Here is a 12,907-nt window from a genome sequence, read left to right as displayed (position 1 = left end):
CATCATAAGCGCGAAACCGGCGCTTGCCCAAATATTTATCGTTAGAATTTAAAGTACCACGCCCCTCTGCGCCTCAAGCCGTCTTCTGGATATCGGTCGCGCCGGTGCAGGGCAGCGTCAGGCTGAAGGTGCTGCCAACGCCCAGTTTGCTTTCCAGTGACAGCGATCCACCGTGCAGCTCTGCCAGCTGCTCGGAGATGGCCAGCCCCAGCCCCAAACCGCCGTTTTGCCGTGTCATGGACCCGTCAACCTGTTGGAAACGCTGGAACACGCGGCTCGCGTCCTCCTCTGCGATGCCGTTGCCGGTGTCGGTGACGCTGAACACGATCTCGTCGGCGGAATGTAGCATCGACAGGTGGATTTTGCCTTCGCTCGTGAATTTGATCGCATTTGTAATCAGATTGTACAGGATTTGTTTGACGCGCACCTTATCCGCTACGGTGGCAGCAGGGCCGTCGCCGGCATAGGTGAGGGTCAGCCCTTTTGCCTCTGCGGCGGGTTGCAGTTCTTGGGTGACGGTGCGGGCGATCTCGTCCAGCTGGGTTGGGGCCATGTCCAGCTCTAGCTGGCCGCGGGACACTTTGGTCCAGTCCAGCAGATCTTCGACAAGGCGGATCATATGCTGCGATGATTCCGCGATTCCGGCACCCTGATCGGTGATGAACTTCTGGTACTCGATCGCGGCGGCAGCCGATTTCGGACAGCCACTGCCATCGGCGGTCAGCGCCGACATTAATCGCTGCGCCTGAGGCATCTTATCACTGTGCCGCATGAACGACGCACGGCCAAAGATCACGGTCAGCGGGGTGCGCAGCTCGTGCGATACGTTGTTCAGGAACTCGGTCTTCTCGCGGTCGGCGGCTTCAGCGGCTTCTTGCGCGCGCTTCTCGGCGGTCACATCTGTCCAGATGCCGACGGTATAGCCGTGGGGGGTCTTTGCCTCTGTCACCTTGAGCCAATTGTCGTTGCCGATGTCTTGCAAGAACGCCTGACCCGGATTGCGGAAACGTTGCAGCCTTTCGCGTACCCAGGCCTGTTTGCTTTTCGATCCGCTGAGGCTTTCGGTCCGGTTGGCCCAGTTGACCACAAGCTCTCCCATGGTGGCGCCGGGGACGATCAGATCGGCGATCTGGGGGTGATAGTCGCGGTACTTCTGGTTCACCACCATCACCCGTTCCTTGTCGTCAAACGCGATAAAGCCTTCGTCGATCGCGTCGATGGCCTCGGCCAGCAAGGCGTGCGCGTTGGTCTGGTTCAGCGCCAACCGGCGGAACGCCAACAGCACGCCCAGCAGGAATATGGCGGAAATGAGGGCGAAACCCACCAGGTTCCGGCTTTGTGGTGAATAGGCCGGCCATCCCGCGGCGGGGCGCACGGCGGCTTCCCATGTAGTGCCCAGAACGTTGAACGTGGTCACGACGGGCTTGTCTTTCAGCGCGCTCAACCGGTGGTCGGGCAGGGCCTCTACCAGTCCGGAGGCTTTGAGCGGGTGCAGCTCGAAACTATACTGTTCGGGGTCCGAGAAATCATGTTGCGGGGCTTGCAGCAGACCTTCCTGATCCATCACGACAGAGATGACGCCCCAGAATTGATCGGTGTTCAGCTCGGCGTTCGGCAGGAACACAGGGTAGTGCATGATATAGCCGGTCCCGCCCTGCACAAGGTTCACACGGTCATCCACCACAGGCGCGCGGGTGCGGTAAGCTTGGGCAACGCTCGCCATCTGGGCGGGCAGTTGCCAGTATTTGACACCGATCGTCTCGCGGTTATCGGTTTGCGGGAAACTGTGTGTAATCGACAGGTTAGGGGCCAAAGCGACGGCAATCACGTCAGGGTTGTGGCGTTGCAGGTCGCTCACGGTGCGCGCGATCTGACGCTCGTTGATCTCCCCCGCGACGGCAAGCGTATTCTCGATGTTCTTGGCCACCAGCACGGCTTCGAAAAAACGCAGCTGGATCTGGTCGGCCACCGAATGCAGGGCCTGTTCCACCTCAAGGCGCAGCGCGGCGAGGTGATTGTCGCGGTCGAGCTTCACAATAGAATAGGCAATCCCGCCGATACTCGCGAGCAGGACAATCGTCAAAACGACGAATACCTTAGAGGCTAAATACCCCGTGAACTTGTTGAGCAAAGTGCCACCCTCTTCCGTCCAGGTAGGCCGCCGCACGACTTTCTGTCGTTGCTGGTTTGCCTGCCTTTGTCCCCTTTATTGACTGCATCATTGTTTATCGAACGGACAAAATACGGGCGCAATCGAGGCATTTTGTAGACTTTTGCGCAAAGCGGTCATGCCGGTCACTGTCAGGCGTTTTCGGGGGTGATTACGGGGGTGCGATGCTGTCGAAGCGCTAGGGCAAGCCCGTCCTTGGGTGCTGCATCGGTGATCAGATGGCCCAGATGCTCAAGCGGGGTTACCTGCGTCAGGTGACGTTTGCCGAACTTGCTGGCATCAATCAGGAAATGCGCGGCGCGACTTTGGTCCAGCATGGCGCGTTTCACCTCGGCAAAGCCCGCGATGGCCTCGCTCACGCCTGTTTCATCCAGCGCGGAGGCCCCAAGAAAACAAGCGTCGACATTGAAACCGCGCAGAAAGTCGCAGGTGGCAGTGCCGGTCAGCGCGGCCTCTGCATTCATATAGTCGCCGGGGGTCATGATCACCCGCACCCTGTCGGAGGCCCCCAAAATCATCGCGACCTGCAGGCTGTTGGTTAATACCGTCGCCGTCACGCGGGAAAGGGTCAGCGCCCGCGCGAATTCCATCATCGTGGCGCCTGCGTCGATCATCAGGGTTTGCCCGTCTGTCACCCGTTTTGCGGCAAGCTGCGCCATCTGGCGACGTTCATCCACATGTTCGCGCTGACGTTCATCCAGCACGCTTTGCGCCCCCGGCGCGCGGGAGGAGGCCCCGCCGTAGGATTTCTGCAAAAGCCCCTGCGCGCTGAGCTCAGCAATATCGCGGCGGACGGTTTCGGTGGTCACATCAAAGCTGGCCGCAAGGTCCGATACACGCACATGCGGGGCAAGGCGCAGTTCCAGCAATATTTGTGCGTGGCGCTCTGCTTTGCGCAGGTTTCGGCGTTCCGTTCCGGTATCCATTCTGCGGTTCCTTTCGGCGGTCGGGGCGATGCATCCGACCGTCAATATTTGGCACTTGCCAAATTACTAGGCGGAAAATGTTGCGAATCGAAAGCTTCAATGCTCGTATCGCGTAATTAATCGCGCAGTACACTCTGCGCGGGTATTCTCGGGGAGGAGAAACAAGATGATCAAACGCAGCTTTATCACGGCGGGCCTGATGGCCGCTTTTGCCATGACCGGCACCACCGCACTGGCCGAAGAATGCGCCGAGCGCGGCGCGCTGGACGCGATGTTCTGTGACGCCAACGGCGATCTGGTAGCCGATGCGCCCACGGACGAAAGCATGCTCAAAGACCCGTCGACGCTGGTCTTTGCCTATACACCGGTCGAAGATCCCGCGATCTACGAAGACATCTGGACGCCCTTCATTGACCACCTGTCCGAGGTGACCGGCAAGAAGGTGCAGTTCTTTGCTGTGCAATCCAACTCTGCCGAGGTAGAGGCGATGCGCTCGGGCCGTTTGCATATCGCGGGCTTCTCGACCGGACCCACACCCTTTGCTGTGAACCTTGCGGGCGTTGAACCTTTCGCGATCATGGGCTCCGAAGACGGGCAGTTCGGCTACAAGCTGCAGGTCTACACCCAAGCCGACAGCGATATCAAAGAGATGGCCGACCTTGCTGGCAAACGCGTCGCGCATACATCGCCCACGTCGAACTCCGGCAATCAGGCACCGCGCGCGCTGTTCCCTGATCTGGGCGTCGTGCCGGATCAGGACTACGAAGTGACATACTCGGGCAGCCACGACCAATCCATGCTGGGTGTTGTTGCAGGCGACTATGATGCGGCACCGGTTGCGTCCGAAGTGGTGGACCGCATGGCGGAACGCGGGCTTTATGACCCTGCCGAGGTGCGCATTGTCTGGGAAAGCGATCCGTTCCCCACGACATCCTACGGCGTGGCCCACGACCTGACGCCCGAGCTGAAGGACAAGATCAAGGAAGCCTTCTTTAGCTACGATTTCACCGGCACCGCATTGGGCGAAGAGTTTTCGGGCGTGAGCAAATTCGTCCCGATCACCTATAAAGACCAATGGGCCGTCATTCGCCAGATCCAGTCTGCCAACGGTGTTGAGTACACGCCACAAGGTCTTGCTGCTGAATGATTTTCCCGTCGAGGCCGGTCCCAATGGGCCGGCCTCACGCATAAGGTATCCTACATGTTGAAAATTACTGACCTCGTCAAACGCTACGGCTCTGGCGATCCGGTCCTCAAGAATCTTGACCTGACCATCGAGGGCGAAAGCGTCGTGTCGATCATCGGGTCTTCCGGTGCGGGCAAAAGCACGTTGCTGCGTTGTATCAACCGTTTGGTTGAACCCACCTCCGGCACGATCGAGCTGAACGGCACCGACCTGACCCGCTTGCGGGGCAAGAACCTGCGGGCCGCACGGCGCAAGATCGGGATGGTGTTTCAGGGGTTCAACCTCGTGGATCGTCTCACCGTGATGGAGAACGTCCAGTCGGGCCGTCTGGGGTATATTTCAACATGGTCCGCCATCACGCGGCGCTATCCCAAGCAAGACATCCGCCGCGCTTACGAGCTGATGGAACGGGTCGGCATCGCCCATTACGCCGACACCCGCGCCGATCAGCTGTCGGGCGGTGAACGTCAGCGTGTCGGCGTGGTCCGCGCCCTGATGCAGGAGCCCGATATCCTGCTGGCGGACGAACCCACCGCATCGCTTGACCCCAAGACATCGGAACAGATCATGGGCCTGCTGCGCGACCTGTCGCGCGAGCTCAAGCTGCCGGTGCTGATCAACATCCACAATGTGAACGAGGCCAAGGAATACACCGACCGCATCGTCGGCATGCGCTATGGCCGGATCATCTTTGACGACAAGCCCGACATGCTGGACCCCGCCGCGATGGAGGCGATCTATGCGGGCAGCCCCCATGCCGACCGCAGCGGCGGGCCGGATGACAAGGCAGCCGCATCATGACCGCGCCGCGCGACACTTGGGTCAAGCCACCCTTCATCGCCAATCCGGCGCTCCGCTGGGCCGTGTATCTGGGGGCCATCGCCTATTTCGGCTGGGTCGGGCTGACCATGCCCATCGACTGGGACCGCGTCGCCGAAGGTATCGGCCGCGCCGGCAAGATCTTTGGCGGGGCCTTTCCCCCGAGCTTTGAACGCAGCGGTCTGCTGATCGACGGCTTTCTCGAAAGCCTCAAGATCGCGGTGCTGGCCACGGCGCTTGGCGTGCTGCTGTCGATCCCTATCGCCTTTATGTCCGCACGCAATGTGGCCCCCAAGCCGGTGTTCTATCTGGGCCGCGCCCTTATCATCATCGCACGCAGCTTCCATCCGGTCATTGTCGCGATCCTTTTCGTCAAGGCCGTCGGCTTCGGGCCGTTCGCCGGAGTGCTGACCCTGACCGTCTATTCCATCGGCTTTGTCGCCAAGATGCTGGCCGAGCGGATCGAGGAGATCGACTTTGGGCAGGTCGAGGCCATGCGCGCCGCCGGTGCGCCGTATTTCTCGACGCTGTCTTACGCGATCTTCCCGCAGATCATGCCGCGCCAGATCGGTCTGACCATCTACCAGCTTGATTCCAACCTGCGGGCCTCTGCCGTGGTGGGGATTGTGGGGGCAGGGGGCATCGGTGCGACGCTCGCCAATGCCTTCGGCCGCTATGACTATGATTTTGCCCTTGCCATCACCATCGTCATCGTCGGGGTGATCCTCTTGTCCGAGGCCGTCAGCGGCGTCATCCGAAAGCGTATCCAATGACCTCACTTTCTACGCAATTCGGGCGCGACGACTGGTCCCGCTTTACGTTCAAGCAACGTATGACGCGCTATGCCATCTTTCTGGGCTGTGCGCTGGCCATCGCCTGGGCGCTTACCTCGATAGAGGTGATCTGGCCGTGGGTCTGGGGTGCCCCTGAACAGATCGCCGATCTGTTTGGCCGGATGTACCCGCCGGACCCCAGTAATCTGGAAACCATCCTCAAGGTGCTGTGGGACACGGTGAACATCGCGACATTCGCCACCACCTTTGCGGTGCTGCTGTCGCTGCCGGTCGCCTATATCTCGGCGCAGAACACCACACCCAACCGTGTGACCCTGTGGCTGGGGCGGCTGATCCTTGTGACCTCGCGGTCGGTGAACACGATCATCTGGGCGCTGCTGTTTGTGGCGATCTTCGGGCCCGGTGTTGTGGCCGGTATCGTGGCGATCATGTTCCGCTCTATCGGGTTCATCGGTAAACTGCTGGGCGAGGCAATCGAGGAGATCGACACACGCCCCGTCGAAGCGCTCGAGGCGACGGGCGCGTCGCGCTTCAAGGTGATCGTCTATGCGATCGTGCCGCAGGTCATGCCGACCTTCTGGGCGGTGGCCATTCTGCGGTGGGATATTAACCTGCGCGAATCCACCGTGCTGGGTCTGGTGGGCGCTGGCGGCATCGGGATCATCCTGCAAGGTGCCATCGACACGTTCAACTGGCCCGAGGTCGCGACCATCCTGCTGGCGATCATCGCGCTGGTGGTGGTGGGGGAAGTCATCTCTGCTTATCTGCGCCGCCGTATCCTGTGACCCAGAGCATCGGCGTCGACCCGCAAAGCGCCTTTGCGCGCTATCTGCAAATCGCCGACCGTCTGCCGCGCACTGCGGCGGGCGGTCTGGCGGAAACGGGCGTGTTCACCGACATCGCGGCGCGCTTCGATCTGATCCTGTTTGACGCCTATGGCGTGCTGAACGTCGGCGAAACCGCGATCCCCGGTGCCACTGATACCATCGCGGCGCTGCGCGCGGCGGGCAAGGCGGTTGGCGTGGTGTCAAACTCCGCCGCCTATCCCAAGACGCATATGATGGCGCGCTACGCCCGTCTGGGGTTCGATTTCTCCGCCTCCGAGGTGACCACCAGTCGCGAGGCGCTGACCGCGCATATCGCGGGGCTGCCGCCGTGCCGATGGGGCGTGATGATCAACCCTGCCGTCGATCTGGGGGAACTGGCGACGCTGAACACGACTGTGCTGGGGGATGACGCCGAAAGCTACGATGCGCAGGACGGGTTCTTGCTGGTGGGCGCGGACGGCTGGACCGACCGTCGGCAGACATTGCTGGAGGCGTCGCTGAAACGCGCGCCCCGTCCGGTTTTGGTGGGCAACCCCGATCTGGTCGCACCGCGTGAAACGGGCCTCTCGCGGGAACCGGGCTGGTTCGCGCACCGGCTGGCCGATCGCACCGGTGTGATGCCTGTGTTTCTGGGCAAGCCGTTCGGGCAGGTCTTTGACATCGCCCTCGGCCGGTTCAATCGCGCCCTGCGTCCCGAACGGGTGCTGATGGTCGGCGATACGCTGCATACCGATATTCTGGGCGGTGCGCAGGCGGGCTTTGCCACGGCGCTGGTCACGGGCTATGGCGCGCTCACGGGGCTGGATGTGACGGATGCCATCGCGCAGGCCGGTCTGTCGCCCGATTTTATCGTCCCCAACATCTGACGCCCGCGCCCCTGCGCATCGGCGGATCATGACCCCGCGCGCGATATCACGGTTTATTTTGTGGCCCCCACAGGCTACCACCGAACCCGAGGCTATCAGAACAAGGGCAAGAAAAATGCGCAAAGCAGTGACCGCCGCCATATCGGCAATCGTGATCGCGACCACCTTGGGGGCTACCCCCGCCACCGCAGGATCTTTGGGCCGTTTCGAGGTAACGGGCGTGGGTGAGGATGACATGCTCAAGATGCGGGCAGGGCCGGGGACGGGGTTCATCGTGCTGCTTGGCCTGCCCAACGGCACCATTTTGCAGGTGCATGATTGTCAGCAAACCGGCGGCACGCGCTGGTGCGAGGTCTCGCTTGATCAGGCCCGCCGCGTGCGCGGTCACGTGTCTTGGGCCTATCTGCGCAAGCTTCGGTAAAGCGGGCGGCGCAGGGGCGCCTTTGCGGTTTGTCGCTGGCGCGTCGATTTCTGAATAGTTGATCTTTAAAGTCAGGATTGCGCCTTGTCGTGATCTTTGCTAGGCACGGCGCAATCGCGCTGTGCCAAAAGGGCTGTTTGCCCGCTGCGCCGCGCCAGAGCCAAAGGTGCCCATAGCGCCTTAGCCAAAAATCTCATCGTTTCATCCCACGGTCAGGAGGTCCCATGTCCCGTTTCCGTACCGCTATTCTGTCGCTGCCCCTTGTGATCGCAGCCCCGCTGGTCGCCGCGCAAGAGACCGATATCAAGGATCAAATCTCGGTCGAGCTGAACGCGGCAGAGACCACCGAAGATGCCTGCAAGCTGACCTTCATGATCACCAATGGCTTGGAGACGCCGGTCGACAAGATCATCTACGAGGCGGTGTTGTTTGACACCGAAGGGCAGGTGGACCGGCTGACGCTGTTTGATTTCGGCACCCTGCCACCGGCCCGCCCGCGCGTGCGCCAGTTCGTCGTGCCGCAAACCACCTGCGAAGGGCTGGGCCGCATCCTGTTCAACGGGGCCAACGCCTGCGAGACCGGCGGCAGCGCCAGCGGCGTCTGTGACACCGGCCTGCTGCCCACATCGCGCACGTCAATCGAGGTTCTGGGCTGATGGATATGTTCTCTGCACTGATCGCGTCGTTCCGCCAGATCGCTGAAACCGGCGGGCCGGTTGTTGTTGTCCTGATGGGCGTCGCCGTGCTGACGTTGGCAGTGGCGATCTATAAGGTCTGGCAGTTCTGGCGCTCTGCCGTGGGGCGGCACAAGGCGCTGACCGAAGCGGTAGAGGCATGGGACCGTGGCGACAGACCCGTCGCCCGCGAAGCTTTGGGCCGGTCGAAAAGCTACCTCGCCCCCGTGATCAAGATGGCGATGGTGTCGAACGGCAAGGGCAGCGGCGCAGGCGTAGAGCGTTTGCAAGCCGAGGCAGAGACGCGTTTTGCCAAGCTCGAAACCGGTTTCCGCCTGCTCGATTCCGTGGCGCAGCTGGCCCCCTTGTTGGGCTTGTTCGGTACGGTTCTGGGCATGATCGAGGCGTTCCGGTCGCTGCAAACCGCCGGATCGCAGGTCGATCCGTCGATCCTTGCGGGCGGTATCTGGGTGGCGCTGCTGACCACGGCTGTCGGTCTGGTGGTGGCGATGCCCACGGCCCTGATCCTCAGCTGGCTGGAACAGCGGATGGAGGCAGAGCGGGTGATCGCGGATAAGGCGATCCTGACGGTGCTGAACCCGTCCAACGACGTGCCAGCCTCTGCCGCCGCGACGCCAGCGCCGACGCCTGAAATGGTCGCCGCACATGGCTAGGCCGCGCACGCGCAGACGGCGGCTGTCGATGACCTCCCTGATTGATGTCATCTTTCTGCTGCTGCTGTTCTTTATGCTGACCTCGACGTTCTCGAAGTTCTCCGAGGTGCCGCTGGCCGCTGCCGGTTCGGGCGCGGTCGCGCAGGCCAGCGATGCCAAGCCGGTGTTCTTGCAGCTTGGCCCCGATACCCTGCGTCTGAATGGCGACGAAATCGCATTGGACGCGCTGGCCGGATCATCCTTGGCCGAGGCCGAGAAGGGCACCGTGCTGCTGGTCTCGCTCGGGGCGGATGTGGACGCGCAGCGGTTGACGGATGTGCTGGTCAAACTGCGCGAGATGCCTGCCTTGCAGGTGTCGGTATTGGGGGGCTGACAGATGCGCCGATTTGCCAAATCCAAACCGCAGCGTGAACCGACCATCGCGTTGATCAATATCGTCTTTCTGATGCTCGTCTTCTTCATGGTCGCGGGCACGCTGGCGCAGCCGCTGGACCCCGATCTGAAACTGGTCGAGACCCGCGCGCTTGAAGGGCAAGCCCCGCCGGACGCTTTGGTGATCTACCCCGACGGGCGCTTGACCTACCAAGGCGCGGCGCAGGTGGATGCCGCGTCCTATGTCGCCAGCCTGTCTGACGAAGACCGCGAGATCATACGCCTTGTGCCGGATCGCGCCTTGCCTGCCGAGACGCTGGTCGCGCTGACCCGCGACTTGCGTGCGGCGGGGGCGCAAAAGGTGATGCTCGTCACGCAAAGGGCACTGCAATGATATCGCATTCTCCTACAGCCAAAGGAATCTCTTTCGCCTTGGCGGTCGGGATCGTCGCGGGGGCTGTCACCATCGGTCTGCCGCAAGAAGAGATCGCGATCGAAGGGGGCGGTGCGCCGGTCGAGGCGATGATGGGCAGCAGTTTCGAGGATATGGCCGTGGGCACGCTCACGCCGGAACCGGCAGAACCGGCAGAGACGCCCGTGGCCGAGGCACCTACCGCCGCAGAACCCCTGCGCCCGACCACTACAGAGCAAACCCCGCCCGAGCAGGCCGAGCCGGTCACCCCGCCGGAGCAGGCGCAGCCCGTGACCCCGCCCGATGTGGCAACGGTGACGCCTGCGGCCCCCGCAGCATCCGCCGCCTTGGTGCCTGCGCCGCTGGCCGTGCCCCCATCGGAGAGCGCGCAAGTCGCACCGCCGCCTGAAACCCTGCAGGCGCAAGACCCCGATAGCGACGCCCCCGTCCTGTCGCGCCGCCCCATGCGCAAGAACCCTGAAACCGCTGCCAAAATCGCTGAGGCCCGCGCCAAGCAAGAGCAGGCAGAGCGTGAACGGCGTCAGGCAGAGCAGCAAGCCGCCAAGAAGAAAGCAACGCAGCAAGCCACCGCACGTGGCAATGCGCAGCGCAATGCGACCAAAGGGTCTTCGTCGGGCCAAAGCGCATCGGCCAAATCCACGAGCACCGGCAAACGCCAAGCCGCCGCATCGGCGCAAGGCAATGCCGCCGCCAGCAACTACCCCGGTCAGGTCATGCGCCGCATCTCGCGTGCGGGCAAGCCGCGGGTCCGCACCACGGGTACCGCGACGATCTCTTTTGCCATCGCCAGCAATGGCGGGTTGGCTTCTGTGTCAGTCGCACGGGGGTCCGGCTCTGCCGCGCTGGACCGGGCGGCGGTATCGGTGATCCGCAAGGCCGCCCCTTTCCCGCGTCCCCCCGCTGGCGCGCGGCGACAGTATTCTATCAAGATCAAAGGGCAATAGGCGGGACGTTCAGCCCCCTACGCCTTGCTTGAAGTGCAGCCGTCGCGGCGGCATCAGCCCTTATATACCGGCCATTTCCGCCGGATTGGTCCCCTGCAAGCTGTTGTTTCCCATGATAAAAAAGACCGGTAATTTTTACTGGTTACCACCAGTATAACGTAAACACGCCTCAAATCTGCCGTTTTCTCCGCCGATTAACTGTCCGGTAATCAACAGGTAGAGTGCGCCGACATGTTCAAAGTAGCCCATACGATCCATCATGATCACGACCTTGGTCTCGTGCTTCTGGCCGGGCTGCTTTGCGCCTTTGGCTGCTGGGTGGTGTCGCGTTTGTATCAGCACGCCTTGGGGCGCCCGCGCAGGCAGGCGCTGATCTGGTATTTCCTTACGGCGATCACGGCGGGCGTTGCGGTTTGGTGTACGCATTTTATCGCAATCCTCGCGTATCAGCCTTCGGCACCGGTAACGTTTAACTTGCAACTGACCTTTGTCTCGCTGTTGATCGCGATTGCAGGGTCGACCGTGGGCATCATGGTGGCGGGCATGTTCCGGTCGCTCGCGAGCACGATCATCGGCGGCACGATCTTTGGCGTTGCGGTATCGGCGATGCACTACACCGGCATGGTGGCCTACCGCGTCGAAGGTGTGGTGACCTGGGACCGTGGCTACCTCATCGGGTCTGTTATTCTGGCGGTGGTCCTGTCGACTGCCGCGCTGTATCTGGGCAGCCGCAGCGCACGGTGGAGCGGGCTGCAAATGACCGGCGTCCTGACGCTCGCCATCATCGGGCTGCATTTCACCGGCATGGCCGCGTTCAGCGTGGACTGCATCGGGCTGAAACCCGGCTATACCAACCCCGAAGAATACAAGCTGCTGGCACTGGTGATCGCGGGCACGGCGACGACAATCACCCTTGGCGGTCTGTTCACCTATTTCATCGAAAACCGGACCCGCATGGAAAGCATCGAGGAGTTGCGCAAGGCCCGCGACGCTGCCGAAGGGGCGAGCCGCGCGAAATCCGAATTCATGAGCGTTCTCAGCCACGAACTGCGCACGCCGCTGACCATCGTGATCGGCTATGCGGGCTTCCTGACCAAGCTCAAGACCACGACCACGGCCAAACTGTCGCCGGGTGAGCCGATCACCGAAAAACACTATAATATCATCGGGGATCAGGCAGAGCTTTACGGACAGCGCGTCAAATTCGCGGGCAACCACCTGCTGACGATCATCAACGATATTCTCGACTATACCAGCATCGAGCTGAACGACATCAAACTGGCCAAGACGACATTCCCCACACGGGCGCTGCTGGCGCAGGTCGAGGACCAGTTTCAGGGCATGGCGCAGGGCAAGGATGTGACCCTGCATATCCCCGACGGCAGCCTTGACGTGAACGCCGACCGTGGCCGCTGCTTGCAGATCCTGATCAATCTGGTGGGCAATGCGCTCAAGTTTTCCAAGGGCAAGGATATCTTCCTGCGGGCCGAAGTGGACGGCGGCGGCTTCCGCTTCGAGGTCGAAGACAATGGTGTCGGGATGGAGCAGAAAGATCTGGAATCGATCTTCCAGGCCTTCACCCAGATCGAAAGCGCCGACAACCGGTCGGAAGGCGGTACAGGGCTCGGGCTGGCGATCTGTAAGAAACTGGCGCTAGCGCATGGGGGCGATATCTCGGTCTCCAGCACGGTGGGCAAGGGCACCAAATTCTCGGTCTTCTTCCCGCATAGTCTGGTGAGCACCGGGCACCCGTCGCAGTCTTTCGCGGCAGCCGCCTGACCGAATAGTGCCACCCCCGAAA

Annotated in this window: 14 protein-coding genes; 12 read left to right on the top strand and 2 right to left on the bottom strand. The window is 61.9% G+C overall.

Annotated features, from left to right (window positions below):
• Nucleotides 1-73 precede the first annotated feature (73 nt).
• Both IV89_RS10895 and IV89_RS10890 read right to left on the bottom strand, forming a co-directional pair.
• Nucleotides 74-2,083 (bottom strand): ATP-binding protein, encoded by a 2,010-nt coding sequence (locus IV89_RS10895; RefSeq protein ID WP_181358633.1) that lies wholly within the window; start codon nucleotides 2,081-2,083, stop codon nucleotides 74-76.
• A 218-nt stretch (nucleotides 2,084-2,301) separates the two neighbouring features.
• Nucleotides 2,302-3,096 (bottom strand): DeoR/GlpR family DNA-binding transcription regulator, encoded by a 795-nt coding sequence (locus tag IV89_RS10890; RefSeq protein ID WP_037943965.1) that lies wholly within the window; start codon nucleotides 3,094-3,096, stop codon nucleotides 2,302-2,304.
• Between the two features lie 166 nt (nucleotides 3,097-3,262).
• Between IV89_RS10890 and phnD the strand changes: the two genes are divergently transcribed.
• From phnD to IV89_RS10830, 12 genes are all read left to right on the top strand, one after another.
• Nucleotides 3,263-4,243: a phosphate/phosphite/phosphonate ABC transporter substrate-binding protein gene (gene phnD / locus IV89_RS10885; RefSeq protein ID WP_005852758.1), complete on the top strand. Its 981-nt coding sequence runs from the start codon at nucleotides 3,263-3,265 to the stop codon at nucleotides 4,241-4,243.
• Nucleotides 4,244-4,297: 54 nt separating this feature from the next.
• Complete coding sequence (gene phnC, locus IV89_RS10880; RefSeq protein WP_005852760.1) at nucleotides 4,298-5,083, top strand: phosphonate ABC transporter ATP-binding protein; 786 nt, start codon at nucleotides 4,298-4,300, stop codon at nucleotides 5,081-5,083.
• The gene (gene phnE / locus IV89_RS10875) at nucleotides 5,080-5,874 is read left to right on the top strand and encodes a phosphonate ABC transporter, permease protein PhnE (RefSeq protein WP_037943966.1); all 795 of its coding nucleotides are present in this window, start codon (nucleotides 5,080-5,082) and stop codon (nucleotides 5,872-5,874) included. Before phnC ends, phnE (IV89_RS10875) begins: the two co-directional genes overlap by 4 nt.
• On the top strand, nucleotides 5,871-6,680 hold the full coding sequence (gene phnE, locus IV89_RS10870; RefSeq protein WP_005852764.1) for a phosphonate ABC transporter, permease protein PhnE: 810 nt from the start codon (nucleotides 5,871-5,873) through the stop codon (nucleotides 6,678-6,680). Before phnE (IV89_RS10875) ends, phnE (IV89_RS10870) begins: the two co-directional genes overlap by 4 nt.
• On the top strand, nucleotides 6,677-7,588 hold the full coding sequence (locus IV89_RS10865) for an HAD family hydrolase (RefSeq protein WP_037943967.1): 912 nt from the start codon (nucleotides 6,677-6,679) through the stop codon (nucleotides 7,586-7,588). The genes phnE (IV89_RS10870) and IV89_RS10865 overlap by 4 nt, the downstream gene beginning before the upstream one ends.
• A gap of 115 nt (nucleotides 7,589-7,703) precedes the next feature.
• A complete protein-coding gene (locus IV89_RS10860; RefSeq protein WP_037943968.1) occupies nucleotides 7,704-8,009 on the top strand; it encodes a peptide-binding protein in 306 nt (101 codons plus the stop codon).
• Nucleotides 8,010-8,233: 224 nt separating this feature from the next.
• Nucleotides 8,234-8,665, top strand: coding sequence for a hypothetical protein (locus IV89_RS10855; RefSeq protein WP_037943969.1), 432 nt, complete (start codon nucleotides 8,234-8,236; stop codon nucleotides 8,663-8,665).
• The gene (locus IV89_RS10850) at nucleotides 8,665-9,357 is read left to right on the top strand and encodes a MotA/TolQ/ExbB proton channel family protein (protein WP_037943970.1); all 693 of its coding nucleotides are present in this window, start codon (nucleotides 8,665-8,667) and stop codon (nucleotides 9,355-9,357) included. The genes IV89_RS10855 and IV89_RS10850 overlap by 1 nt, the downstream gene beginning before the upstream one ends.
• A complete protein-coding gene (locus tag IV89_RS10845) occupies nucleotides 9,350-9,730 on the top strand; it encodes a biopolymer transporter ExbD (RefSeq protein ID WP_327565550.1) in 381 nt (126 codons plus the stop codon). The genes IV89_RS10850 and IV89_RS10845 overlap by 8 nt, the downstream gene beginning before the upstream one ends.
• A gap of 3 nt (nucleotides 9,731-9,733) precedes the next feature.
• The gene (locus IV89_RS10840) at nucleotides 9,734-10,123 is read left to right on the top strand and encodes a biopolymer transporter ExbD (RefSeq protein WP_037943971.1); all 390 of its coding nucleotides are present in this window, start codon (nucleotides 9,734-9,736) and stop codon (nucleotides 10,121-10,123) included.
• Complete coding sequence (locus tag IV89_RS10835) at nucleotides 10,120-11,106, top strand: energy transducer TonB (protein ID WP_037943972.1); 987 nt, start codon at nucleotides 10,120-10,122, stop codon at nucleotides 11,104-11,106. Before IV89_RS10840 ends, IV89_RS10835 begins: the two co-directional genes overlap by 4 nt.
• 231 nt (nucleotides 11,107-11,337) lie before the next feature.
• Entirely contained in the window at nucleotides 11,338-12,885 is a 1,548-nt protein-coding gene (locus IV89_RS10830) for an MHYT domain-containing protein (RefSeq protein ID WP_037943973.1), read from the top strand.
• Nucleotides 12,886-12,907 lie beyond the last annotated feature (22 nt).

The sequence above is a fragment of the Sulfitobacter sp. CB2047 genome (genome assembly GCF_000735125.2).
Classification (GTDB): Bacteria; Pseudomonadota; Alphaproteobacteria; order Rhodobacterales; family Rhodobacteraceae; genus Sulfitobacter; species Sulfitobacter pontiacus.
Note: the sequence above shows the minus strand (reverse complement) of the source record. Positions and strands in the feature narration are given on the sequence as shown.